The sequence below is a fragment of the Sphingopyxis fribergensis genome (genome assembly GCF_000803645.1).
Lineage (GTDB): Bacteria > Pseudomonadota > Alphaproteobacteria > Sphingomonadales > Sphingomonadaceae > Sphingopyxis > Sphingopyxis fribergensis.
The window spans coordinates 2,682,909-2,707,933 of sequence record NZ_CP009122.1 but is presented as its reverse complement, the minus strand read 5'-3'; the positions used below and the strand labels follow the sequence as shown (position 1 = coordinate 2,707,933).

Genomic DNA, 25,025 nt, shown 5'->3' with positions numbered 1-25,025 from the left:
GAAGAGGTCATCCCTTGACGCTCCCGCTCAGGAGGCCGGTGAGGTAAAAGCGTTGAAGCGCAAGGAAGAGGATCAGCACGGGCAGGGTCGTGATGACTGCGCCTGCCATCATCAGCTCATTGTCCTGCACATGCTGGCGGCTCATCGCGGCGAGCGCGACAGGCAGCGTGTAGAGGTCCTGGTCGGCGAGGATGATCAGCGGCCACATGAAATCGTTCCAGCTGCCGAGGAAAACGAAAAGCGCCAGCGTGACGATGATCGGCGTGAGGATCGGCAGCACGATGCGGCGGAGGATCTGCGCTTCGCTCGCGCCATCGATCCGCGCCGCCTCGAGCATCTCGTCGGGGATCGCCAGGCAATATTGGCGGACGAGGAAGATGCCGAAAATGCCCGCGAGCCACGGCACCAGCGCGCCGGCATAGCTGTTGACGAGCCCCATCGCCTTGAGTTCGAGGAACAAGGGCAGCATCCCGATCTGCCCCGGCACCACGAGCGCCGCGACGAGCAGGCGGAAGGTCGCATCGCGGCCCTTGAAGCGCAGCTTGGCGAAGGCGTATCCCGCCGGGATCGTGAAAAGCAGCGCGAGGACGGTCGCGAGTGTAGAGATCAGCAGGCTGTTGAGCAGGAAACGGCCGATGCCGAAGCTGCCGAACAACATGCGGTAATTGTCGAGGCTGGGGTCGCTCGGCAGCAAGGGCGGCGGGAATGCCGATGCTTCGCCGCGCGCCATGAAACTGACCGAAAGCATCCACAGCAAGGGCGCGATGGTCAGCAGCGCGACGAACGCGGTGAGCAAGGTCACGGACCAGCGGCGCAGGCTCATATCGCACCGCTCCGTTTCGCGAGCCGCAATTGCACCAAAGTCACCGCAAGTATGCACAGGAACAGCAGGAAGGCGACTGCCGCGCCCGATCCGAGGTTCCACCATTTGAACCCTTCCTCGTACATGAAATAGAGGATGGTAACGGTCGACTGGGCGGGGCCACCCTGCGTCATCACATAGGGTTCGGCGAACAGCTGGAACATGCCCGCGACCGTCAGCACCGATACGAGCAGCACCGTGGGCGCAATCGCGGGCAGGATGACATGGCGCAGGCGCGTGAACCACCCCGCGCCGTCGATCCGCGCCGCCTCGTCGAGTTCGCGCGGGACCGTCTGCAGCGCGGCGAGGAAGATGATCATATTATAGCCGAAGGTCTTCCACCCCACGAAGATCAGGATCGCGGGCAGCGACGCATGCGGATCGCCGAGCCAGTCGATCGGCGCAATGCCGAATAGCGACAGCAGATAATTGACGAGGCCGTATCGCGTGTGGAGGAGGTAGCGCCAAACCACCGCGGTCGCGACGAGCGTCGTCACATAGGGCGCGAACAGTGCGACACGCCACACCGGCCGCCATTTCAGCCAGCGCGAATTAACGAGCATCGCCGCGAACAGCGACAGTGCGACAATGAAAGGCACGCCGAAGCCGACGAAAAGCAGGGTGTTCGTGACCGCTTTCCAGAACAGCGGGTTACCGATCAGTCTTTCGTAATTCTGGAAGCCAACGAAGCGCAAATTGCCGATATCGGCGAGTGCGTAGATGTCGAAGTCGGTAAAGCTCAACGCCAGCGACGCGATCGCAGGCAGGACGAAGAAGAGGATAATGGCGGCGAGCGCGGGCGACGACATCGCCCAACCCGCGCGCGCTTCGCTGACCCGCCCAGCGGCGCTCACCGCGTGCGGCCTTTCTCCAGCATCCAGCGCCGTTTTTCGAGCAGGCGGTCGGCGCGAACGTCGATCTCTTTCGCCGCCTCGTCGACGCTATACTGCCCGCGCACCATGCGTTCGGCGACGATCTGCATCTCGGTGACGATGCGCTCCCACTCGGGCACCTTTGGCAGCGGGGTGGCATGGTCGAGCTGGGTCGCGAACGGCGCGACGATCGGGTCGCCCGCAAGCCCCGCTTTCGCCCAAACCGAACGCCGTGCGGGCAAGTCGCCGGTGATTTGCTGGAACTTCAGCTGCGCGGCGGGCGCCATCAGCCGCGACACCAGATCCCAAGCCGCATCGCCATGATCGTTGCCCGCAAACACCACGAGGCTCGATCCGCCGGGAGCGGCCGATCCGATGCTGTCGGGGCCGGGGTTGGGCGCGGTCGCCCAATGGTTTTGCATGTCGGGCGCAAGACGGCTGTTCAGGTCGCCGATCGTCCACGGGCCCGAGAGGAAAAGGCTGAAATAGCCCTTCGCGAACTCGTCCCACACGTTGGAGATTTGCGCCATCGACGCGACCGGCGCCAACCCTTCGTCGAACAGGGATTTGTAAAAGGCGAGCGCGGCTTTGAATTCGGGGTCCGAAAAAGCACCACGCGCGCCATCGTCGCGGAGCATCCGCGCGCCCGCCGACAGCGCGAGTGTCGTCAACTGCTCATATTCGTTGAGAGGGTAGAGCAGGGCGTAATTGCCCGCACCGGCTTGACGCTTCACCTTGTGCAGCGCCGTCTTCCATCCGGCCCAGTCGGCCGGTGGCGCGTCATATCCGGCGCGCGTGAACAGATCCTTGCGGTAAAATTGCAGCCGCGTGTCGACGTACCAGGGGATTGCCCACGCCACCCCGCCGATGCGGTTCGTATCGACCACCGCGGCAAACTGGTCGTCGAGCATCCCCAGCGCACGATCGGGCACCGGCGCAATCGCGCCGATCGCCGCCAGCTCGGCGATCCAGCTGTTGCCGACCTGTCCGACCGTTGGCAGCGATCCCCCGGCAAAGCCCGTGAGCAATTTCTCGTGCGCCGCGGTCCAGGGCAAGGGTTGAACCTCGATCGCCGGCGCATTTGCCGGCCAGCCGATGACCTTCAGCAATTCGGGCAGGCTTGCCGCCTCATTGCCCATAGCCCAGACGGTCAGCGCGCCGTCTCCGCGCGCACTGCACGCAGCAAGCGCCGGGAGCAGGGGCAGCGCCGCGAGCGCGCCCGTCATCTGGCGCCGCGTCACCTCCATCGGGCGCCCACGCACGTCATGGCTGCGCCGTCGTCGCCTGCGCCGCCACAACGGTTGTTCCGCGCGCAATCAGCGCCGGGGTCAGGATCGTCGCGCTCGCGCTGCCTAGCGTCTCGCCGCGCAGGATGCGCAACAGCATCATCATCGCGGTCGACCCCAGCCGGTCGATATGGACCTGCATCGTCGTCAGCGACGGATTGAGATGGCGTGCGAGCGGGATGTCGTCAAACCCTGCCACCATGACGTCACCCGGCACCGACTTGCCCGAGTCGGCAAGTCCCGCGATCAGTCCGACCGCCATCTGGTCGTTCGCGGCAAACACCGCATCCACGGGCAATTGCCCCTGCACGAGCAACCCGGCCGCCTTCAGCCCGCTCTCTTCCGAAAAATCGCCCGGAAGGATCGCGGGATTTCGCACTCCCGCGAACTTCGCCATCGCGTCGACAAAGCCGCGCTGGCGGTCGCGCGCGTCTCGATTGTGCTTCGGTCCCGCGATATGGACGACGTGCCGCGCGCCGCGCGCGAGCAGCGCTTCGGTCATCGCATAGGCGCCGCGATAATTGTCGACCGCGACGAACGGCAGGTCGAGCGAGCCCGCGTCATAGTTAAGCAGTACCGTCGGCAGCGTCGGGTCGAGATAATCCGACAGCAGTTCGGGTTTCAGGTCGGGCGGCATCACCAACAACCCGTCGACGCGCCCGCGCATCGCGGCAATCGCGGCTGCGGTTTCGTGCGTGCTGCCGTGCATGTTGCCGAGCAAGAGGTGCATGCCCGATTCATGCGCGACAAGGTCGATGCCGCGGATGATTTCGGAGAAGAATTCGCCGAACAGGTCGGGCAGGATGACACCGACGGTGTCGGTCTTGCGCCGCGTCAGGCTGCGCGCGCCGCTGTGCGGGACGAAGTTCAGTTTTTTTACCGCCGCCATCACCGCGGCTTTTGTGGGCGCGGTGACATTGCCAAGCCCGTTTATCGCCCGCGATGCCGTCGCCACCGAAACCCCCGCTTCGCGGGCGACGTCCCTCAATGTAGCCATGCGGTCGGGCCCCTTCCCTCAAATGGCGCCAAGCCGCTGTTGCGACTCTGTATTTTTATTCTTGCTGGGCGCGGAAACGGTTGCACCGTAACCGGTTACACAGGCGAAATGCAAGGTCATTCCCCCACCGTCTGCAACGCCTGACCGTCTGCGCCGAACAGGTGCAGATGCGTGGGTGGCAGCAAAGCAAAGACCGTGTCGCCCTCGCCGAGACCGCCGTCGTCGCGCAACTGGCAAGCGATCGGCTCGTCGCCCTGGCGTCCGACCAGATGAAGCGTCGCAAGCCCGCCGAGCCGCTCGATAAAGCGGATCGTGAACTGCAGTGCGCCAGGTGCGTCGCCGATCGCGATGTCTTCGGGCCGAATACCGATCGAGAACGGAGTTCCGGTGGCAAGCGGCACCGCAAGCGGGGGCAAGGCGATGCGTCGACCATCCGCGAGTTCGGCCCGTCCATCGTCGGCCACTGTCGCGGCCAGGATATTCATCCGCGGCGTACCAAGAAACTGCGCGACGAAGATATTCGCCGGTCGTTCGTAAAGTTCGCGCGGCGTGCCAACCTGCTCGATCCGTCCGTCGCGTAGCACGATGATCCGGTCGGCGAGCGTCATCGCCTCGACCTGATCGTGTGTCACATACAGCGTCGTGGTGCCAAGCTGCCGGTGCAGGCTCGCGAACTCGTAGCGCATCCGCACGCGCAAATCGGCGTCGAGGTTGGACAGCGGCTCGTCGAACAGGAATATCTGCGGCTGGCGCACGATCGCGCGGCCGATCGCGACACGCTGCCGCTGCCCGCCCGACAACGCCGCGGGCTTGCGATCGAGCAGCGTTTCGATGTTCAAAATCTCCGCCGCGCGCCGCACGGCTTTATCTATTTCGGTCTTCGCCGCTTTCGCGATCTTCAGCCCGAACGCCATATTCTCGCGCACCGTCAGATGCGGGTAAAGCGCATAGGATTGGAACACCATCGCGATGCCGCGCTCCGACGGCGGCAGGCTGGTGACATCGCGCTCGCCGATGACGATGCTGCCGCCGGTCAGTTCCTCCAGCCCCGCGACCGACCGCAACAGCGTCGATTTCCCGCATCCCGACGGACCGACGATCACCGTGAATTCGCCGTCGGCGACATCGATCGACACGCCTTTCAGCACCTCGGTGGCACCGAAGCTCTTGCGTGCACCCTGGATCGACAGTCCGGCCATATCCCCCTCGTTCTTCGGGCCTCAGTGGACGGTGACGCCCGCGCTCGCCTGGCGCGCCGGCGCCCGTCCGGCAGCGATGGCAAAGACGCAAAGCAGGACATAGCAGGCGGCCGGCAGGATCAGTGCGGCAGCATAGCCGACCGAGCCCGAAAGCAGGCCGATGAAGTAAGGGATCACCGCCCCGCCAACGATCGCGGTGCAGAGCAGCCCCGACGTCGCCTCGGCGCGCGCGGTCGAGCGTTCGAGCGTCAGCGTGAATATCACCGGGAACATGATCGAATTGAACAGGCCGATCGACAGCGCGACAAATCCCGCCGTCACGCCGCCGACAAGGACGACATAGAGGCAGAGCAAGGCGGCGATGGCGGTGAAGGTGGCGAGCATCTTCGACGCCGAGAAGCGTGCTAACATCACCGAACCGATCGCCCGGCCGACCATCGCGCCGCCCCAGTAAAGCGCGACGGCCTTGCCGGCCTCCTGCAACGAAACGCCGGGGACGCCGTCATTGCCCATAATCCAGCCGAACGTGCCGAAGGCGGCGTCCGACTGGCCCCAGATCGCATCGCTGTTGAGGAACAGCGCCATCTGCGTGCCGATGGCAACCTCGGCGCCGACATAGAGGAAGATCGCAAGCCCGCCGATCAGCGCCCAGCGCGACGAAAAGGCCTCGCGGATTAGCTCGCCAATTCCTGCGCGTTCGCCGATCGGCGCGGGCGGCACCGCTTCGTTGACGATCCGCCGGCTAACCCAGAAGAACAGCAGGAGCGCGACGATCAGGCCGCAGATCCAGAAATAGGCCGAATCGATCCCGGCGAGCGCCTGCGTGCGCACCGCTTCGGTAACCACCGTGCCTTCCTTGACCTCGACGCCCTCGAGGAACAGGTGCGCGCCGATCAGCGGGCCGAGGAAGGTGCCGAAGCTGTTGAAGGTCTGGCTGAAGGTCAGGCGGAAATGGCTGCGTTTCGGATCGCCGAGCGCCGCCGCGAGCGGGTTCGCCGCGACCTGCAAAATCGTGATGCCGCTTGCTAGAATGAATAGCCCTGCGAGGACGAGCGGGTAAATCGCGAGGTTCGCGGCGGCGAGCATGACGAGGCAGCCGACGACCATAGTCGACAGCGCGGTCAGGATCGACGGCACCGAGTGGAATCGCGCGATCAGCGCGGCGGCAGGGAAGGACATCAGGCCATAGGCGATGAAGAAGGCCGAGGCCGACAATTGCGCCTCGGCGTCGCTCAGCGTGAAGATGCCCTTCACCGCGGCGACCAGCGGATCGATCAGCGAGGTGATGAAGCCCCAGGCGAAAAACAAAACGGTCACAGCGGCAAAGGCCGCCATCGCGTTCGAGCGACCGCCGCCTTGGGTGGTCGCCTGGCTGGGCATGGTCATCCAGAATATCCTCTTCGCCGAAACTATGTTATGCGGGAGCGGTCTAACGAGCGGCCCGAGGCAATGCAACCGGTTACATTTTTTGGCGCGCGACCTCACTTTTCGGTGTGCCCGCCATTGATCCCGCTCTACGCGAAATAATCGTTCGTCACCCACTGGCGCGCCCGCGCGCGACTGGTTACATGGGCCGCCACCAAACGAATCGCGTGTGCCGCCCGGAAAACCGGGACAGGCGCCGCCCGCACCAGAAAGTGGCACCCATGGAAATCATCACCGGCCTGACCTTCGACGATGTGCTGCTGGTGCCCGCCGCGTCGGATATCCTGCCGTCGGACGCGAACCTGTCGACCCAGCTAACCAGCGAAATCAGCCTCAACATCCCGATCCTGTCGTCGGCGATGGATACAGTGACCGAGGCCGATATGGCGATATTGATGGCGCAGATCGGCGGCATCGGCGTCCTCCATCGCAACCTGACCGTCGAGGAACAGGCCGCTGCGGTCCGCCAGGTCAAGCGCTTCGAAAGCGGCATGATCGTCAACCCGATCACAATCACGCCCGACGCGCCACTGTCGTTCGCGACGGCCCTGATGGACCAACACAAGATTTCGGGCATCCCCGTCGTCGAACCCGGCGGTAAGCTCGTCGGCATCCTGACCCACCGCGACGTCCGCTTTGCGGATAATCCCGGCCAGCCGGTGCGCGAACTGATGACCGCGGAAAATCTTGCGACGGTGCGCCCCGGGGTCGGGCAGGACGAGGCGCGCAAGCTGCTTCACCAGCGCCGCATCGAAAAATTGCTCGTCGTCGACGATGATTATCATTGCATCGGCCTGATCACCGTCAAGGATATGGAAAAGGCGGTCAATTTCCCCGACGCGACGAAGGACGCCAGCGGCCGCCTGCGTGTCGCCGCAGCGACGAACACAGGCGATAGCGGCGTCGAGCGCGCAGAGGCGCTGCTTGAGGCCGAATGCGACCTGATCGTCGTCGATACCGCGCACGGCCACAGCAAGGGCGTCGGCGAGACCGTCGCGCGGATCAAGAAATTGTCGAACCGCGTCCAGGTGCTCGCGGGCAATGTCGCGACGGGCGACGCGACGCGCGCGTTGATCGACGCGGGCGCCGACGGCGTGAAGGTCGGCATCGGCCCCGGCTCGATCTGCACGACGCGCATCGTCGCGGGTGTCGGCGTGCCGCAGCTCACCGCGATCCTCGACAGCGTCGAGGCGGCTGCGAAGCTGGGCGTCCCCGTCATCGCCGATGGCGGCCTTCGTACATCGGGCGACGTCGCCAAGGCGCTGGCGGCGGGCGCGTCGAGCGTGATGGTCGGATCGATGCTCGCGGGGACCGCCGAGGCGCCCGGCGAAACCTTCCTTTATCAGGGCCGCACCTATAAAAGCTATCGCGGCATGGGCAGCGTCGGCGCGATGGCGCGCGGCTCGGCCGACCGCTATTTCCAGCAGGACATCAAGGACCAGATGAAGCTGGTCCCCGAAGGCATCGAGGGGCAGGTGCCGTTCAAGGGCCCGGCCAAGGACGTGATCCACCAGATGGTCGGCGGCGTGAAGGCGGCGATGGGCTATACCGGCAGCCGCACGCTCAAGGATTTCCGCGAGCGCGCCAAATTCGTGCGCATCACCAACGCGGGCCTGCGCGAAAGCCATGTCCATGACGTCGCAATCACGCGCGAAGCACCGAACTATCCGGCTGGTTGAGGTTTTCGCTTCATCATTGCGAGGACCCCGGACTTGATCCGGGGGACGCGGCAATCCGGAGCCCGCGTAAACCACCACTGGATTGCTTCGTGTCGCTCGCAATGACGAGAAAAAGGAAAAGCCATGACCCCCGCAGCCCGCGTCCAGACCGCTATCGAGATCCTCGATGCCATCGCCACCTCTGCGCGCGACGGCGGGGCGCCAGCCGACGCGATTTTTGCCGAGGCGATGCGCGCGCGCCGCTATGCCGGATCGAAGGATCGCCGTGCGATCCGGGGCCTTGTCTATGACGCGATCCGCGGCGTGCGGTCGGTGCCGGCCTCGGGCCGCGCCGCGATGCTGGCGCTTGCCGATGCCGACCCCGAACTCGCCGCATTGTTTGATGGCACACCCTATGGCCCAGCTGCGATTTCGGCCGATGAGCCGCGCGCCGAAACCGGGATCGCCACTCCCGCACTGATAAAATTATTCGACCCGCTGGTCGGCAAGGCGGATCGCGAGGCGATGCTGGCGCGCGCACCGCTTGACCTGCGCGCCAACCGGCTGCGGTCGAGCCGTGACGAACTCGCGCTGATCTTTCCGGACGGCGAAGCGATTGCCGGCCTCGCCGACGGCTGGCGTCTGCCCGGCGAAACGGCGGCGGTCCAGCACAGCTCCTACGCCGAGGGTCAGTTCGAGGTGCAGGACGCGGCGAGCCAATATGCCGCGGCCGCGCTGGGCGCCGAAGCCGGGGAGGTGGTGATTGATCTGTGTGCCGGCGCCGGCGGCAAGACGCTCGCGATCGCTTCGGCGGCCGGCGACGAAGCCGCGATCCTCGCCTGCGACACCAATCGCGCGCGGCTTCAGCAATTGCCGCCGCGCGCGCACCGCGCCGGGGCAACGGCGATCGAAACATTGCTGCTCAATCCGGGGCAGGAACGCGCGATGCTCGCCGACCGGATGGGCAAGGCCGATCGCGTCATCGTCGACGCGCCCTGTTCGGGCAGTGGCACTTGGCGCCGCAGCCCCGAACTGCGCTGGCGTTCGACGCCCGTGCGGCTCGACCGCCATGTCGCCGAACAGGCGAAGCTGATGGACATCGGCGCCGATCTTGTGGCGCCGGGGGGCAAACTCCTCTATGCTGTCTGCTCGATCATCACGCGCGAGGGGCGGGCACAGGTGGACGATTTTCTGAAACGACATCCCGGCTGGACGGCCGACGACGGCTATCTTCCCGAAGGCGTGGGACGCGCTGCGGGCAGCGGTTTTCTGCTCACGCCGGGCCGTGACGGATGCGACGGATTTTTTCTCGCACGACTGACGGCGCCATGTTAGCATCGCGTGCAATGAAGCGATGGGAGAATGCGATGCGCGTCGGCTTTTTGGCTCTAACTGCGGGAGTGATCCTCGCTAGCCTGCCCACGGCGTCCGATGCGCAGCGCGCCGACAACGATATCTTCCCGCGCTCGATTGCGCTCCAGCAGGAAGGTCATAAGGCGCAGGACGCCGGCGACCTCGACGCCGCTATCGGTTTTTATGAATCGGCACTGGCCGCCGACCCGCGCAACCGTTCGGCGATCATCGCGTTGGCGCAGGTGGCGCGCGCGCAGGGACTGCCGGGCAAGGCGATCGGCCTCTATCGCGAGGCGCTCGTCCTCGAACCCAATGATATCGTCGCGCTGACGGGGCAGGGCGAGGCGCTCGCCGACAAGGGCGCGCTGGAACTCGCGCGCGAGAAACTCGTCGAGGCGCAACGCGTCTGCAGCGAGAAATGTCCGCAAGTCGCGGCGCTGGAAAAGACGATAGCCTCGAGCGCATCGAAGCGCGTCGTTGCCGCCGAAGTGCTTGTGCCGAAACCGGTTGCCACGGTGGGTGCGACGAGCAACCAGAACTGATTAGGCGCCGAGCTTCCGTGCCAATGCGACCCATTCGGCAACGCTGACCGTCTCCGCGCGCCGCGTCGGTTCGATCCCCAGCGCGTCCGCCGCGGCAACCGCACCCTCGACGCCCTTCAAGCTCTGCCGCAACATCTTGCGCCGTTGGCCAAAGCCTTTTTCGGTGAGCTTCGACAGCAGCTTCGGATTGACGCCTTCGGGCTGATCGGCGGGCGTTACATGGACGATTGCCGACATCACCTTCGGCGGCGGCGTGAAGGCCGAGCGATGGACCTTCATCGCGATCTTCGCGGTCGAGCGCCACTGCGCGAGCACAGCGAGCCGCCCATAGGCATCGGACCCGACCGGCGCGACGATGCGTTCGGCGACCTCGAGCTGGAACATCAGGGTCAGCGACAGCCAGCGCGGCGGCCAAGCCGCGGGCTCCAGCCAGCGCGTGAACAGCGCGGTGCCGACATTATAGGGCAGGTTAGCGACGATATGATATGGTACGCCGCCGGTCAGCGCATTGACATCGACCGCCATTGCATCGTCGGCGATCACCGTCAGCTGCCCCGGAAAGGCTTCGCCAAGCTCGCCGAGCAAAGGCAGGCAGCGGTCGTCGCGCTCGACCGCGATCACCTTCGCGCCCGCCCGCAACAGTGCGCGCGTCAGGCCGCCGGGGCCGGGGCCGACCTCGAACACCGTCACGCCGCCCAGATCGCCGGGGATCGCCGCGATGCGATCGAGCAATTGCTCGTCGAACAGGAAGTTCTGCCCCAGCGCCTTGCTCGCCTGCAGGCCGTGGGTGCGCACCGTCTCGCGAAGCGGTGGTAGCGGAACCTGGGGTTCGATCGTCACTTCGCCGGCGCGTAGCTGCGCTCGCGCGCTGCGGCGAGCTGGGCCGCCATCGCGATTGCCGCGATCGTCGGTCCCGGGTCGGCGGTGCCGGTGCCCGCGATATTGAACGCGGTGCCATGGTCGGGCGAGGTGCGGATGATCGGTAGGCCGAGCGTCAGATTGACCCCGTCGTGGAAATGCAGCGCCTTGAACGGCGTCAGCGCCTGGTCGTGGTAGGGGCAAAGCAGCGCGTCATAATTTGCGCGAACCGCGGGGGCGAACAGGCTGTCGGCGGCGAATGGGCCGTCGACGACAATCCCCTCTTCGGCGAGCTGCGCGATGGCAGGTGCCATGATCCGCTCTTCCTCGCTGCCCAATTGGCCGCTCTCGCCCGCATGGGGGTTGAGCCCGGCGAGTGCGATACGCGGTGCTTCGATCCCGAAATCGCGCTTGAGCCCGCGTGCAACGATCCGCGCTTTCGCGACGATCAGCTCGATCGTCAGCCGCTCGGGCACTTCGGACAGCGGGATGTGAACCGTCAGCGGTACGACGCGCAAGGTCGGCCCGGCCAGCATCATCACGGCATTGGTGGCGGTAACGCCGCAGCGTTCGGCTATGAATTCGGTCTGCCCCGGATGCGTATAGCCGATGCCGTGGAGCGCATATTTCGACACCGATCCGGTGACGAGCGCCGAGCTTGCCTGATTGCGGGTCAGCCCGATGCCGGTCTCGAGCGCGTGGAGCGCACAGGTCGCGCCGGCCGCGGTCGGTACGCCGGGGGTCAGCGGGCCGCTGTCCTCCAGATGCCATACGGGCAGGGCGTCGCCAAACGCCTGCAACACCTCGTCCATGTCGCCGACGCGCGCGACAGGGCCGTCCCAAACGGCGGTCATCGCCGCCGCATCGCCGATGGCGACAAAGGGGGACAAATTATGCTCGCGGCGCGCCGCCCAGGCGCGGGCCGTGACTTCGGGGCCGACGCCGGCCGGGTCACCCATGGTGACCGCGATCGGCTGTCGATGGCTGGGATCACACATAAGCTTAGCTATATTCGATCACAGCATCCCGGCGGAGATCGCGCAGATAGCGCTGGGCCCGCTTGTTGACCTTATCTTCCAGCAATTTCTGTTCGATCTGCTCGAGGTTCGGGGCGGTCGCGGTCTGCGGCAAGTCGCGGCCGCACAGCACGAGGACGCTAACGCCTTCGTTCGCAGCGCCGAAGGGTTGCGTCGTCTGGCCGACCTGCAGGTTGGCAAGCGTCGCTTGCAGCGGGGCCGGAAGCGCGCGCATCTCGATATTGTCGCGCGACACGACGCTCGCACCCAGGCTCTGCGCCACCGCGTCGGCTGCCCCGCAACCCGCGATGCCGCGCGTCTTTTCGGCGAACTGGCCCGCGAGCTCGGACGCCTTGGCCGGGGTGGTGCCGGCAGGAAAATCGAGCGAAATCTGCTTGAGGCTGAGGATCGCATCGCGCGGATCGGCGGTCAGCACCTGACGCCGGTCGATCATCAGCATGATCGACACACCGCCTGGTACCTCGACCGGGCCGACAAGCTGGCCGGGCTGCATCTGCGTTGCGGCTTCGCCCATCGATCCGGGGAGCTGCCCGGCCTTCACCCAGCCCAGGTCGCCGCCGACGACGGCGGTCGATGCTTCCGAAAACTGGCGCGCATAGGCGGCGAAGCTGCCCCCGGCCTGCAACGCCTGAATGATCTTCTTGGCATTTTCGGCGACCGCGGGGGCGGTTTCGGGCGTCGTCGACAGATAGATTTCGCCAAGGTGGAATTCGTCCTGGCCCTTGGTTGCTTCCATCTGCTTGACGATCAGGTCGACCTCTTCGGTCGAGACGTTGGTCGTCGACTGGATGTTGCGGGACAACAAGCGATCCCAGGCGAACTCGCCGCGGATCTGCTGCTTTACCGCCGCTGCTGACGAGCCTTTCGACACGAGATAGGTCGAAAACTGCTCCGGCGTCTGTTTGAAACGCGTGGCCAGGCGGGCGAACTGATCGTTGACGACATTCTCGTCGATGGTGATGTCGGCTGCCTTGGCTTCCTGAATTTGCAATTTCTCGTCGATCAGGTTGCTGAACACCTGGCTGCGCAGCCGCTGGATTTCCTCGGGCGGCAATTCGACATTATTGTTCGCAATGCGGATCAGCGCCATGCGCTGCTCGATGTCGGTTGCGGTGATGATCTCGCCGTTCACGGTGGCGGAGGGGCGATAGACGTTCGGCTTAGCATCGCCGAAAAGCTGCACATTACCGGGAATGTTCAGGCTGGTCGTCGGAACGTCGCTGTCGGCAACGGTCTGGGCCAGCACGGGCGTTACGCCGACGGCGGCCAAGGCGATCAGGCCGGTCATGGTCGAAAATTTGGTCATCTTTACCCTATTCGAGAAAGTCCGGACGCTCCGTATCAGTGGACACGCCCGATGGTCCAGCGCAATCGCCAAATAGACCGTTTGATGCCGACAGATGCGCCGCGGACGCTGAACCTAGTCTGAGCGAAGTGTCTCAGAACCCCAGATTGCGGAACGCGATGCGGAACGAGAAGCTGTTGCCGCGGCGCGCGTCGCCGGTGTCGGCATAGTCGCGGCGCCAGGTCAGCGCGATCGACAGACATTCATCGTCATAAGCGACGCCCAAACGGTGGCGAATAGGCTCAAATCCGTCAGCATCGCTCAGCGGGTCGTCGCTTTGCTGCGTCAGATCGACGATCGCCGACCCGAATATCGACCAGCTTTTCGCCACCGCGACACGCCCGCCGACGCGCGCTTCCTCGCGGTCCTGCAAATCCTCGCCGAGCAGCAGGATGTCGCGGTTGAGCCGCGAATAGCCAAGCACGGCATAGGTCGAGCGGCTGCCGATCGTCGCGTCGAATTCGTTGCGGCGGATCGCCAGATTATCCTTGTCGAGTCGGTAGCGGTGGGTCAGGCGGAGGAAATCTTTATACGCGACCGTCGTGCGCCCGACGATATCCGACGTCCTGTCGGTCAGCCCGGTGCCGTCGGGGAACAGGCTGGGCTTGTCCGACAGGCGATAGCTTTGCCCGACGACGCTGCTGATGTTGAAACCCGGACGGCTGTAATTCCATTCGACGCCATAGGTGATGCGCGCGCCATCCTCGAACCGGTCGTGGCCATTGAAGCGGTTAATCGCGAACAAATTGCTGTCTTCGAGGTCGAAGGCGCGCGAATCCTCGTTCGGAATGTCGATATTCTCGATCGGCGGGGTCGCGACGATCTGGACGCGCGGGGTCAGCGTTTGCGTGCCGCCCGCGAATTCGCCGACGAACGGCCAGCGCATATCGGCGGCGATCGCGGCGATTCCGCGCGCCTGCCAGCCCGATTTGCCGCGATAGCCGGGGATGGCGGTCAGAAGATTTTCGTCGCTGTGATAGACGTCGCCACGGACCAATGCGGTCAGCGTGACTTCCTGGCCCAGCCCGGTCAGTCCGCGCAGATCCCAGCGCGCGCCGGCAAAGGCGCGCTGCGTGTCCTGGCCCTGGGTGCGGCCGATCGCGAGCGTGTTGAGCTGCAGTTCGAGCTGGCCGCCAAGGATCGGATCGGCGAAGCGCTGACGATAATCGATGATCGGCAGCGCGATCGGCTGTTGGCCCTGTTCGTCGTTGCGGCGCAGCGTCTGCGTCGCCCAGCCGGCGATCGACAGATAGGAGTTGCCGCCGATCCGCTCGAGCTCGAATGTCGAGCGCAGCCGATCGTCGCGGCTGATGTCATAGCGGCGCATGAAAGTGCGGTCGGTCGCGATGCGGCCCGAATAGGTGAGGCTCCAGCGCGGGTCGAACTGGAACTTGCCCGCACTTTCGAGGTAGCCGCGAAAGCGTTTCTGGCTGTCCGGATCCTCGCCGGTCAGCGGCACGAGCGAGCCATAGGTCGCATAGCCGTTGATCCGGAACGATCCGATGTCGGTCAGCGCGCGGAACTCGCCCTCGATCATCGGCGCCGCGCTGGTGAAGACATGCGGCGTGATCGTGATGTCGCGATCGGGCGCGAGGCGCAGATAATAGGGAACCGCGATCTCGAAGCCGTTGCTGCGGTCGAGCCGGATTTCGGGGACCAAAAGGCCGCTTCCGGCTTGCTGATTCGCCGGATGGCTGAGCCCCGGCAGCGGGATCAGCGGCAGGCCGAAAATCTCGACACGCGCCCCCTTGTAGCGGATCTTGTTCTTTGCCCGGTCGTACACCACCTTGACCGCGCGAATCTGCCAGCTCGGATTCTTGGGGCAGCCCTCGTCGTCCTCGACCGGGCAGGGGGTGTAGGCGGCGTTCTCCAACTCGATATTGCCATTGTCGAACCGCGTGCCCTTGATCGCAGCAAGCCGCGATCCATTGTCGAGCACGACGAGCAGATTCTCGACGACGCCGTCGCGCAAGCTGTCGGTCAGCTCGATCTTGTCGCCATAGGCGGTGTCGCCCTCGGGATTCTTGATGACGACATTACCCTCGGCGAAGACCTTGCCCGTCTTGCGGTCCCAGGTGACTTTGTCGGAGCGCATCTCGATCGCTTCGCGGTTCATCTGGACATTGCCCTCGGCAATGACGACTTCGGTGTCGCTGTCGTAATTCATGGCATCGGCGGCGAAGCCGATCTGATCTTCGGCCTGGACCGCGGGGGCGTCGGTGGTTGTCGGGGCGACGTCGGGGGTTTGCAGGTTGGGCTGGCCCGTCACTTCAACCGACTGGGTCGATTCGTCGTTCGTCTGGGCCAGCACGGGGCACGCAGCCAAGGCTGCGCCGCTCGCCGTCGCCAGCCAGAACGGCCGCGCACGCGCTGCCCGATGGAACAAAGTCCAGCTCATTTGATATCTTTGTCCCACACCTTATCTTGCGTCCACCCGGCTTGGACCGGCTGCTTTGTTTTTGCAACTCGCAGGCGAAACCCCTATCGGTCCGCCACGTTCCAATCAATCATCGCATAAGAAAGTTAAGGCATGGACATTCAGTTTGTCGCGCAAATCGACGCGTCTGCCGACGTCGTCGCATTTCCGGTCCGCAAGGGCGAGGCCGGCGAACTCGGCGCCTTGCTCGGCGCCGCAGCGGCGCAGGCGCGCTTCGACGGCGCTGCGGGCGCGATCGCGGAGACCGCGGCGCTCGACGGCGACCAGGCGAAGCGCCTGCTGCTCGTCGGCATCGGCGAGGGCAGCGAGCAGGATCTAGAGCGCGGCGGGGCGGCGCTGACGGCGAAGCTGCAGACGAGCGGCGCCACTGCCGTTCAAGTCGATTTCGCGAGCACGGGCGCGAGCGATGCCGACGATATCCTCGCCTTTGCGATGGGCGCGCGCCTGCGCAACTGGCGCCTCGATACCTATCGCACGCGGCTCGCCGACACCGCGAAGCCGAGCCTGAAGACGGTGACGATCGCGTCGCCGCACGGCGACCTGTCGGGCCGCTGGGCCGAAAATGAGGCGATCGCCGATGGTGTCGCGCTGACCCAGACGCTCGTCGCCGAACCGCCGAACATCCTTTACCCGGAGACCTTCGTCGAGCGCTGCCAGCATCTCGCAGACCTCGGCGTCGAGATCGAAGTGCTCGACGAACGCCAGATGAAGGCGCTCGGCATGGGCGCCCTGCTCGGCGTTGCGCAGGGCTCGACCCGCCCGCCGCGCCTGCTCGCGATGCGCTGGAACGGCGGCAATCCGGGCGAGGCGCCCGTCGTGTTCATCGGCAAGGGCGTCACCTTCGACACCGGCGGGATCAGCATCAAACCCGCCGCGGGCATGGACATGATGAAGTGGGACATGGGCGGCGCGGGTGCAGTCGCGGGCGCGATCAAGGCGATCGCGGGGCGCAAGGCGAAGGCGAATGTCGTCGGCGTCGTCGGCCTCGTCGAGAATATGCCGGACGGCAATGCGATGCGCCCCGGCGACGTCGTCACCACCATGTCGGGGCAGACGGTCGAGGTGCTCAACACCGACGCCGAGGGCCGCCTCGTCCTTTGCGACGCAATCAGCTGGGCGCAGAGCGCCTATAATCCGAAGGTTATCGTCGATCTCGCGACCTTGACCGGCGCGATGGTGATTTCGCTCGGGCATGAATATGCGGGCATCTTCGCCAATGACGACACGCTCGCGACCGACCTGCTCGCGGCGGGCGAGGTCAGCAACAACAAGCTATGGCGCTTCCCGCTGTCGCCTGCCTACGACAAGCTGATCGACAGCCCGATCGCCGACATGAAGAATATCGGCCCGCGCGAAGGCGGCTCGATCACCGCGGCGCAGTTCCTGAAGCGCTTTGTCGGCGACGGCGTCGCCTGGGCGCATCTCGACATTGCGGGCATGGCATGGGCCGACAAGGACGGCCCGGTGTGGGCGAAGGGCGCGACCGGCTATGGCGTCCGCCTGCTCGACCGCTACATCGCCACGAACCACGAAGGCTGAGCGAAACGGGAAGGGGAGCATGGCGCGCGTCGACTTTTACCGGCTGACCCGCGACCCGGTCGAACGGGTGCTCCCCGCGCTCGCGACGCGCATCTTGGCAAACGGCGATCGCCTGTTGGTGGTCGCCGCGCCCGCGATGCAGCGGCAAGCGATCGACGCGGCGCTGTGGACGCTGAATCCCGCGAGCTTCCTGCCGCACGGAATGGCGGGATCGCCCGACGAGGAGATTGAGCCGATCCTGATCGCGGGGACGCTCGATCCGTCGCCGCCCAACCGCGCCAGCCACCTCGCGCTTGCCGATGGCGAATGGCGCGAGGAAGCATTGGGGTTCGACCGCACCTTCCTGCTCTTCGACAACAGCCGCATCGATGACGCCCGCGCTCTCTGGCGCACGCTCGCGGCGCGCGACGACGTCGACAACCGCTTCTGGAAACAGGACGAAAACGGCCGCTGGTCCGAAGGGCCCTAGCACCCGCGCGCTCTATCCTTGCAGTGCAGCAAAAGCGCGGCTAGAGGCGCGCCCTTCACAAATCATAATAACCAGGAGCTTCCCCCATGGCGGTCACTCGCACTTTCTCGATCATCAAGCCCGACGCCACGCGTCGCAACATCACCGGCGCCGTCACCAAGATGCTGGAAGACGCCGGCCTGCGCGTGGTCGCGTCGAAGCGCATCCACATGAGCCGGGAACAGGCCGAAGGCTTCTACGCGGTCCACAAGGAACGCCCCTTCTTTGGCGAGCTCGTCGATTTCATGATCAGCGGCCCCGTCGTCGTCCAGGTCCTCGAGGGCGAAGACGCGATGCAGCGCAACCGCGACATCATGGGCGCGACCAACCCCAAGGACGCCGCCCCCGGCACGATCCGCAAGGAGCTGGCCGAAAGCATCGAAGCGAACACCGTTCACGGTTCTGACAGCGACGAAAATGCGGCGATCGAAATCGCCTATTTCTTCAAGCCCGAAGAAATCGTCGGTTAAGCGACGTTTGCCCTAGGGCAGCGAAGGGCTGCCGGAGCAATCCGGCGGCCTTTTTCGTGCCTGCCGCCGCGTCCAGCGTCTCGACACCAGCAGCGCAAGAGCGACGAATACTGCGGTGCCGAGCAGCGCCGCGCCGTCGTATCCAAATCGGTCGCCGAGCAGATCGACCGTGCTATATTCGATCGCTTTGCCGATGCCGACGCCCAGTGGAATGACGATAACGGCTGTCAGTACGTTTTTCAGCAAACTGACGGCCGTTTCGCGCATCAGAATTCGTCCGCTACGCCCATCAGTCCGGCAAGCTTTTTCGGCGCCACCGCCAGCCAGCTTTGCCGCAGCCACTCGCCGATCGCATCCCAGTCGGTGTCGCCCAGATCGAGTCGGATCCCGACCCAGCCGTCGCCGAAATAGGCAGGCCGGTAATAGCGCGTTTCGTCCATCTCGATCAGCGCCGCCTGTTCGTCGGCGCCGCTGATCTTCACCAGCAGCGCAATCTTGCCGTCGCCATGATGATCCTTGGTGAAATAGGCGAATTTCTTGCCCTTCACGATCCCGAAACAGGGCATCCCGTGCGAGATCACCTCGTCGCTTTCGGGTAGCGCCAGCGCGAGTTCGCGGACGCGGCCGAGCAGATAATCGGGCGACCGTTCGCGCGCGACGAAGGCGGCCAGTGTGGGCGGATACAGCTGATGCTCAGCGATCCGTACCCGTGCGCTCAGCGTTTCGACGGTGTCGCCGGGCAGGATGGCAACCGGCGTCTGGGCGAGCACCGGGCCGTCGTCGACTCCGGAGGTCACGATATGCACGCTGCAACCGCCGAATTTGTCGCCGGCTTCCATCGCTTGGCTGTGGGTGTTCAGTCCTTTGTAGAGCGGCAGCAAGCTGGGATGGATGTTGAGCATCTTGCCCGTCCAGCGCGCGACGAAATCGTCCGAAAGAATCCGCATGTAGCCCGCGAGCGCGATGAATTCGGCGCCCGCTGCGCGCAATTGCCCGTCGACGAGCGTGTCGAAGGCGTCGCGGTTCATGCCCTTGTGCGACAGCGCCCAGGTCGCGATGCCCTCGGCCTTTGCAATCGCGAGACCAGGTGCGTCGGGGACGTTGCTCGCGACCAATACCAGCTCATAGGGGCAGTCGACGGCTTTTGCCGCATAGAGCAGCGCTGCCATATTGGTGCCCGCGCCCGAGATCAGGACCGCGACTTTGGCTTTCATGCCGATCCTCCCTGCGCGAAGCGTGGGGAGGGGGACCGCGCCCGAAGGGCGTGGTGGAGGGGCCGAAACGTCGCGTGTATTGCCCCTCCGTCAGCCTCTGCGGGGCTGCCACCTCCCCATTGCTGCGCAACAGGGAGGATTTTAGCCATTATGCGTCGCCGACCACGCGCCCATCGCGCTCCATGTTTCGGCGCTGCCGGTCACGGTGCAGCCCTTTTCTCCATCGGCCATATGGCCGATGCGGTGCACCGTTTCTCCCGCGGCTTCGAGCGCCGCGGTAACAGTGTCAACATCGGCTTCGGCCACGACGACCGCCATGCCGATCCCGCAGTTGAAGGTGCGCGCCATTTCCTCGGGCTCAATATTGCCCTGCGCCTGCAGGAAGGCCATCAGGCGCGGCTGTTCCCACGCGTCGGCATCCACATGCGCGTGCAGCGTCTTCGGCAGGATGCGCGGGATATTCTCGAGCAGGCCGCCGCCCGTAATATGCGCGAGCGCGTGGATCTTGCCGGTCTTCACCAGCGGCAGCAGACTCTTCACATAGATGCGCGTCGGCGCCATCAGCGCGTCGATCAGCAGAATGGTCTGGTCGAACAGGGCGGGGCGATCGAGTTTCCACCCTTTGTCTGCGGCGAGGCGGCGAACGAGCGAGAAGCCGTTCGAATGGACGCCCGACGAGGCGAGGCCGAGGATGACGTCGCCCGCCACCACCTTGTCGGCGGTCAGCACCTGGTCGCGCTCAACCGCGCCGACGCAAAAGCCCGCGAGGTCATAGTCGCCATCCGAATACATCCCCGGCATTTCAGCGGTCTCGCCGCCGATCAGCGCGCATCCGGCCTGCTTGCAGCCCTCGGCAATGCTCGCGACGACGTCGGTCGCAATGTCGTTGTCGAGCTTGCCCGTGGCGTAATAGTCGAGGAAAAACAGCGGTTCGGCGCCCTGAACGATCAGGTCGTTCGCGCACATTGCGACCAGGTCGATCCCGACCCCGTCATGCTTGCCCGATTCGATGGCCAGCTTCAGCTTGGTACCAACGCCGTCATTCGCCGCGACGAGCAAGGGGTCGTTGAACCCCGCCGCCTTCAGGTCGAAGAAGCCGCCAAAGCCGCCGAGGTCGGCGTCGGCGCCGGGGCGGCGCGTCGCACGGGCGAGCGGGGCAATGGCACGAACCAGCGCGTTGCCGGTCTCGATCGATACGCCGGCCTGCGCATAAGTGTAGGAGCCGGGTTGGTTGTGCTTGGAATCCATGGCCAGCGCGACTAACGACTCTGGCCACGAAATGCCATGATTTCCTTGTCCGGCATCACGCTTTTGGGCAAAGCATAGAGAAGATATGATTTCGGCTGCTTTCCCCCGCTTCGCGCCTCGCCTGACCCTCGATGCCTTTCGCCCGCGCGACTGGCGCTGGGCCGCGGCTTTCGGCCTTTTTTTCGCGATTCTGCTCGTCGGGGTGGTCGATGGTCAGATCACGCGCGGCGATCGCGGCATTACCCCGATCAACAGCAGCGGCGATTTCTTGGCAAGCGGCATCCTCGTCGACGTCACCGGCGACAACGCCGACGACGCGCGCGAAAAGGGCTGGCGCGAGGCGCAGCGCCTCGGTTGGACGCAGCTTTATCGCAAATTGAACGGCAGCGACGGCCCAAAACTTGGCGATTCGGTGCTTGACGGCATCGTCACCGCGATCGTGGTTGAGGAAGAACAGATCGGTCCGCGCCGCTATGTCGCGCGGCTCGGCGTCCAGTTTGACCGCGTTCGCGCCGGCCAGATCCTTGGCGTCAGCGGTCGGACTTTGCGCTCGCCTCCGTTGCTCGTCATTCCGGTCTATTCGATCGACGGCATCCCGCAGGTATTCGAACAACGCAGCGCGTGGCAGCGCGCGTGGGCCGAATATAATACGGGGCAGAGCGCGATCGACTATGTCCGCACCGCGGGCACCGGCGCCGATACCTTGCTGCTCAACACCGGGCAGACCGGGCGACGCGGGCGCGTCTGGTGGCGCGTCATCCTCGATCAATATGGCGCCGCCGACGTGCTGACGCCGATTGCGCGCGTCGAATATTCCTATCCCAGCGGCCCGATCAAAGGTTATTTCACTGCACGCTTCGGTCCCGACAGCAAGCTGATTTCCAGCTTCACGATGACCGGACCCAGCCCGGCGGCGCTCCCCGACATGATGGAGAAAGCGGTCGCACGGATGGACCGCATCTATATCGACGCGCTGGCGTCGGGCGTGCTCAAGACCGACACCTATCTCGTCCTCGAAAAGCCGGTCGAGCGCGAAGACCTGCCAGAAGATGCGGCGATTGACGAAGACGCGCTGCCGAGCGAAACCGACGCCAGCGTACCGACCACGGCCGCGGTCGGCGTGCAGAGCTTCACCGTGCAATATAGTTCGCCCGACGTCGATTCGGTCACCGCGACCGAACGCGCCGTCGGTGGCATCGCAGGCGTCCAGTCGGCGTCGACAACCAGCCTTGCGCTGGGCGGAACATCGGTGATGCGCGTGACCTTCCGGGGCGATATCGCCGCGCTCAGCGCCGCGCTTACAGCGCGCGGCTACAAGGTGCAGGAAGGCGGCAGCACGCTCAGGATCAGCCGCTGATGGCGCGCGCATCGGGACAGATCGCACTCCCGCTCGACTGGAGCGCGGGGGGCAGCAACGACGGCCCGCTGATCGTCGGCACCAGCAACGCCGATGCCGTGCGTTACCTGCGCCATGTCGCCACCTGGCCTGTCCGCACGGCGGTGCTCACCGGGCCGCGCGGATCGGGGCGCAGTCTCATCGGCCGGCTTTTCGCTAGCGACACCGGCGGCCGCGTGATCGACGGGCATGGCAGTGTGTCGGAGGAAGAAATCTTCCATGCGTGGAACGCGGCGCAGGAGAGCGGATCGCCGCTGCTGATCATCGCCGACGCGCCGCCAGCGGAATGGAATGTCGCGCTGCCCGACCTTCGCTCGCGCCTTGCGGCGGTGCCGGTGCTCACGATCGGCGATCCCGATGACTGCCTTGCGCGCGACCTGATCGAGGCGATCTTCGCGCAGCGTGGCATGGCGCTCGCGCCCGGCGTTGCATCTTACATTGTCCCGCGGATGGAGCGCAGTTATGCGGCGATCCATCGGGTCGTCGCGGCGCTCGACGCCGCGTCGCTCGAAAAGGGTGGCGGCATTAGCATTCGTCTTACGCGTGAAACATTACTGTCACAGGGGCTGATCGATCCCGATCTCCTTGAAAGGCAGGATGAAGCGACATGTCGATAACCGGCGGTCCCCTACGCGCTGAAAACGACGCCGAAACGGCGCTGTCCACCTTCGGCCCCGAACGCTTCTTTAACCGCGAACTCAGCTGGCTGGCTTTCAACCGCCGCGTGATGGAGGAGGCGCGCAATCCCGCACATCCATTGCTCGAACGCCTCCGCTTCCTTTCGATTTCGGGCAGCAACCTCGACGAATTCTTCATGGTCCGCGTCGCGGGGTTGAAGGGGCAGCAATTGCAGGGGATCGACGACCCTTCGGCCGACGGCCGCTCGCCGGGCCAGCAGCTGGCCGAGATCGAGGCCGAGGTGAACCGCCTCGTCGACCAGCAACAGAGCGAATGGCAGGTGCTCCACCGGCAACTCGGCGAACAGGGTATCGTCGTTCACGGCACGGGCTCCGACCGCGAGGCGCTTCGCACCGCGCTACGCCAATATTTCATCGACCAGATTTTTCCGATCCTGACCCCGCAGGTGCTCGATCCGGCGCATCCCTTTCCCTTCATCCCCAATCGCGGGCTCGGGATTGTTTTCGATCTCCAGCGCAAGGCGAATGGCGAGACGGTGCGCGAACTGGTGCTGATTCCGGGCGCGCTCCCGCGCTTCGTTCCGGTGCCCGGACAGGGCAGCGCGTTCGTCCCGATCGAATATCTGATCGAGATTTTCGGCGACCTCATCTTCCCGGGCTTCACGATCCGCTCGCTGGGTGTATTTCGTATCATCCGCGACAGCGACATCGAAATCGAGGAAGAGGCCGAGGATCTCGTGCGCCTGTTCCGCACCGCTATCCGCCGCCGCCGCCGCGGCCGCGTGATCCTGCTCGAACTTGAGGCCGACATGCCCGGCGAAATCGCCGAGGTGCTCAACGCCGATATTCAGGGGCACGAGGCGATCGTCGCCAAGATCGGCGGCTTCATCGGTCTTGCGGCGCTGTCGGCGCTTGTCGACGTCGACCGCCCCGACCTCAAATTTCCCGCCTATTCGGCGCGGTTCCCCGAACGCATTCGCGAACATGGTGGCGATTGCTTCGCGGCGATCCGCTCGAAGGACATCGTCGTCCATCATCCTTATGAAAGCTTTGAGGTTGTCCTCGCTTTCCTGCGCCAGGCCGCGGCCGACCCCGACGTCGTCGCGATCAAGCAGACGCTCTATCGCGCCGGCGACCAGTCGCCGGTGATCCGTGCGCTGATCGAGGCGGCTGAAGCGGGCAAGTCTGTGACTGCGGTCGTCGAACTCAAGGCGCGTTTCGATGAGGAACAGAATCTGCTCTGGGCCAACCAGCTGGAACGCGCGGGGGTGCAGGTCGTCTACGGCTTTATCGAGTGGAAGACGCACGCGAAGATTTCGATGGTCGTTCGCCGCGAAGGGCAGGGGTATCGCACATACTGCCACTTTGGCACCGGCAATTACCACCCGGTAACCGCACGCATCTATACCGACCTCAGCTTCTTCACCGCCGATCCGCGCGCTGGGCGCGATGCGGCGCAGCTGTTCAACTATATCACCGGCTATGTCGAACCTGAACGGCTCGACCTCATCACCATGTCGCCGCTCAACATGCGCGCGCATCTCTCCGAGCTGATCGACGCCGAAACCGCTGCGGCAAAGGCAGGGAAGCCATCGGGTGTGTGGGCCAAGATGAACAGCCTCGTCGACCCCGACATCATCGACAAGCTGTACGAAGCGAGCGCGGCGGGGGTGCCGATCGAACTGATCGTACGCGGTATCTGCTGCTTGCGTCCCGGCGTGCCCAGGCTGTCGGAGACGATCCGTGTCAAATCGGTCGTCGGGCGTTTCCTCGAACATAGTCGCGTGTGGGCGTTCGCGAACGGCGCGGCGCTGCCGGATCGCGGGGCAAAGCTCTACATCAGCAGCGCCGACTGGATGCCGCGCAACTTCGATCGTCGTGTCGAATATATGATCCCGATCGAAAACCCGACGGTGCACGATCAGATATTGGACCAAGTGCTCGTCGCGAACCTGATCGACAATGAACAAAGCTGGATTCTTGGGCCCGATGGCACCTCGGTACGCGTTACGCCGGGAGACAAGCCGTTCAACTTGCATCATTATTTCATGACGAACGCGTCGCTCTCGGGCCGCGGCACCGCGCTCCACAAGCGCCACGACGTCCCGACCCTCGCCTTCGACACGCGTGAAGATTGAAAA

The 25,025-nt window shown here is 64.9% G+C and carries 22 protein-coding genes; 9 read left to right on the top strand and 13 right to left on the bottom strand.

What is annotated here, in order from left to right; genetic code table 11:
- Positions 1-7 precede the first annotated feature (7 nt).
- The 6 genes from SKP52_RS12525 to SKP52_RS12500 all read right to left on the bottom strand — a co-directional run bounded on the left by SKP52_RS12525 (position 8) and on the right by SKP52_RS12500 (position 6,602).
- Positions 8-823: a carbohydrate ABC transporter permease gene (locus SKP52_RS12525; RefSeq protein WP_052208218.1), complete on the bottom strand. Its 816-nt coding sequence runs from the start codon at positions 821-823 to the stop codon at positions 8-10.
- A complete protein-coding gene (locus SKP52_RS12520; protein WP_228383633.1) occupies positions 820-1,716 on the bottom strand; it encodes a carbohydrate ABC transporter permease in 897 nt (298 codons plus the stop codon). Before SKP52_RS12520 ends, SKP52_RS12525 begins: the two co-directional genes overlap by 4 nt.
- Positions 1,713-2,996, bottom strand: a complete 1,284-nt coding sequence (locus SKP52_RS12515) for an extracellular solute-binding protein (RefSeq protein WP_228383632.1) — start codon at positions 2,994-2,996, stop codon at positions 1,713-1,715. The genes SKP52_RS12520 and SKP52_RS12515 overlap by 4 nt, the downstream gene beginning before the upstream one ends.
- Before the next feature lies 1 nt (position 2,997).
- The gene (locus tag SKP52_RS12510; protein WP_039575143.1) at positions 2,998-4,017 is read right to left on the bottom strand and encodes a LacI family DNA-binding transcriptional regulator; all 1,020 of its coding nucleotides are present in this window, start codon (positions 4,015-4,017) and stop codon (positions 2,998-3,000) included.
- 116 nt (positions 4,018-4,133) lie between these two features.
- The gene (locus SKP52_RS12505) at positions 4,134-5,216 is read right to left on the bottom strand and encodes an ABC transporter ATP-binding protein (RefSeq protein ID WP_039575141.1); all 1,083 of its coding nucleotides are present in this window, start codon (positions 5,214-5,216) and stop codon (positions 4,134-4,136) included.
- A gap of 21 nt (positions 5,217-5,237) precedes the next feature.
- Positions 5,238-6,602 carry an MFS transporter gene (locus SKP52_RS12500; protein ID WP_081997326.1) on the bottom strand — a complete coding sequence of 455 codons (1,365 nt, stop codon included), beginning with the start codon at positions 6,600-6,602 and terminating at the stop codon, positions 5,238-5,240.
- A gap of 260 nt (positions 6,603-6,862) precedes the next feature.
- Between SKP52_RS12500 and guaB the strand changes: the two genes are divergently transcribed.
- The 3 genes from guaB to SKP52_RS12485 all read left to right on the top strand — a co-directional run bounded on the left by guaB (position 6,863) and on the right by SKP52_RS12485 (position 10,194).
- Positions 6,863-8,320 (top strand): IMP dehydrogenase, encoded by a 1,458-nt coding sequence (guaB, locus tag SKP52_RS12495; protein ID WP_039575139.1) that lies wholly within the window; start codon positions 6,863-6,865, stop codon positions 8,318-8,320.
- 123 nt (positions 8,321-8,443) lie between these two features.
- Positions 8,444-9,634, top strand: a complete 1,191-nt coding sequence (locus SKP52_RS12490; RefSeq protein WP_039575137.1) for an RsmB/NOP family class I SAM-dependent RNA methyltransferase — start codon at positions 8,444-8,446, stop codon at positions 9,632-9,634.
- A gap of 32 nt (positions 9,635-9,666) precedes the next feature.
- A complete protein-coding gene (locus SKP52_RS12485; protein ID WP_039580926.1) occupies positions 9,667-10,194 on the top strand; it encodes a tetratricopeptide repeat protein in 528 nt (175 codons plus the stop codon).
- On the opposite strand, the gene rsmA is transcribed toward SKP52_RS12485, so the two are convergent.
- The 4 genes from rsmA to SKP52_RS12465 all read right to left on the bottom strand — a co-directional run bounded on the left by rsmA (position 10,195) and on the right by SKP52_RS12465 (position 15,832).
- Positions 10,195-11,034: a 16S rRNA (adenine(1518)-N(6)/adenine(1519)-N(6))-dimethyltransferase RsmA gene (rsmA, locus tag SKP52_RS12480; protein WP_039575135.1), complete on the bottom strand. Its 840-nt coding sequence runs from the start codon at positions 11,032-11,034 to the stop codon at positions 10,195-10,197. It lies immediately after the preceding gene.
- Positions 11,031-12,011 (bottom strand): 4-hydroxythreonine-4-phosphate dehydrogenase PdxA, encoded by a 981-nt coding sequence (gene pdxA / locus SKP52_RS12475; RefSeq protein WP_039575132.1) that lies wholly within the window; start codon positions 12,009-12,011, stop codon positions 11,031-11,033. The genes rsmA and pdxA overlap by 4 nt, the downstream gene beginning before the upstream one ends.
- Positions 12,012-12,054: 43 nt before the next feature.
- Positions 12,055-13,395 carry a peptidylprolyl isomerase gene (locus SKP52_RS12470; RefSeq protein WP_052208216.1) on the bottom strand — a complete coding sequence of 447 codons (1,341 nt, stop codon included), beginning with the start codon at positions 13,393-13,395 and terminating at the stop codon, positions 12,055-12,057.
- Positions 13,396-13,528: 133 nt separating this feature from the next.
- Complete coding sequence (locus SKP52_RS12465) at positions 13,529-15,832, bottom strand: LPS-assembly protein LptD (protein ID WP_039575129.1); 2,304 nt, start codon at positions 15,830-15,832, stop codon at positions 13,529-13,531.
- 132 nt (positions 15,833-15,964) lie between these two features.
- Between SKP52_RS12465 and SKP52_RS12460 the strand changes: the two genes are divergently transcribed.
- The 3 genes from SKP52_RS12460 to ndk all read left to right on the top strand — a co-directional run bounded on the left by SKP52_RS12460 (position 15,965) and on the right by ndk (position 18,388).
- Positions 15,965-17,410: a leucyl aminopeptidase gene (locus SKP52_RS12460; RefSeq protein ID WP_039575127.1), complete on the top strand. Its 1,446-nt coding sequence runs from the start codon at positions 15,965-15,967 to the stop codon at positions 17,408-17,410.
- 19 nt (positions 17,411-17,429) lie between these two features.
- Positions 17,430-17,879 carry a DNA polymerase III subunit chi gene (locus SKP52_RS12455; RefSeq protein WP_039575126.1) on the top strand — a complete coding sequence of 150 codons (450 nt, stop codon included), beginning with the start codon at positions 17,430-17,432 and terminating at the stop codon, positions 17,877-17,879.
- An 86-nt stretch (positions 17,880-17,965) separates the two neighbouring features.
- Positions 17,966-18,388: a nucleoside-diphosphate kinase gene (gene ndk, locus SKP52_RS12450; RefSeq protein WP_039575124.1), complete on the top strand. Its 423-nt coding sequence runs from the start codon at positions 17,966-17,968 to the stop codon at positions 18,386-18,388.
- 12 nt (positions 18,389-18,400) lie between these two features.
- Here ndk and SKP52_RS12445 read toward each other — a convergent pair whose 3' ends face one another.
- The 3 genes from SKP52_RS12445 to purM form a co-directional block, all read right to left on the bottom strand.
- Positions 18,401-18,655: a hypothetical protein gene (locus SKP52_RS12445; RefSeq protein WP_039575121.1), complete on the bottom strand. Its 255-nt coding sequence runs from the start codon at positions 18,653-18,655 to the stop codon at positions 18,401-18,403.
- Complete coding sequence (purN, locus tag SKP52_RS12440) at positions 18,655-19,602, bottom strand: phosphoribosylglycinamide formyltransferase (RefSeq protein ID WP_039575119.1); 948 nt, start codon at positions 19,600-19,602, stop codon at positions 18,655-18,657. Before purN ends, SKP52_RS12445 begins: the two co-directional genes overlap by 1 nt.
- Positions 19,603-19,743: 141 nt before the next feature.
- Positions 19,744-20,850 (bottom strand): phosphoribosylformylglycinamidine cyclo-ligase, encoded by a 1,107-nt coding sequence (gene purM, locus SKP52_RS12435; protein ID WP_039575116.1) that lies wholly within the window; start codon positions 20,848-20,850, stop codon positions 19,744-19,746.
- A gap of 85 nt (positions 20,851-20,935) precedes the next feature.
- On the opposite strand from purM, the gene SKP52_RS12430 reads away from it, so the two are divergent.
- Genes SKP52_RS12430 through SKP52_RS12420 form a run of 3 tightly spaced genes read left to right on the top strand, consistent with a single transcriptional unit; the run spans position 20,936 to position 25,022 of the window.
- Positions 20,936-22,207 (top strand): hypothetical protein, encoded by a 1,272-nt coding sequence (locus SKP52_RS12430; RefSeq protein ID WP_039575113.1) that lies wholly within the window; start codon positions 20,936-20,938, stop codon positions 22,205-22,207.
- Entirely contained in the window at positions 22,207-22,863 is a 657-nt protein-coding gene (locus SKP52_RS12425) for an HdaA/DnaA family protein (RefSeq protein ID WP_039575110.1), read from the top strand. Before SKP52_RS12430 ends, SKP52_RS12425 begins: the two co-directional genes overlap by 1 nt.
- Positions 22,854-25,022 carry an RNA degradosome polyphosphate kinase gene (locus tag SKP52_RS12420; protein ID WP_039575109.1) on the top strand — a complete coding sequence of 723 codons (2,169 nt, stop codon included), beginning with the start codon at positions 22,854-22,856 and terminating at the stop codon, positions 25,020-25,022. The genes SKP52_RS12425 and SKP52_RS12420 overlap by 10 nt, the downstream gene beginning before the upstream one ends.
- Positions 25,023-25,025: the final 3 nt, after the last annotated feature.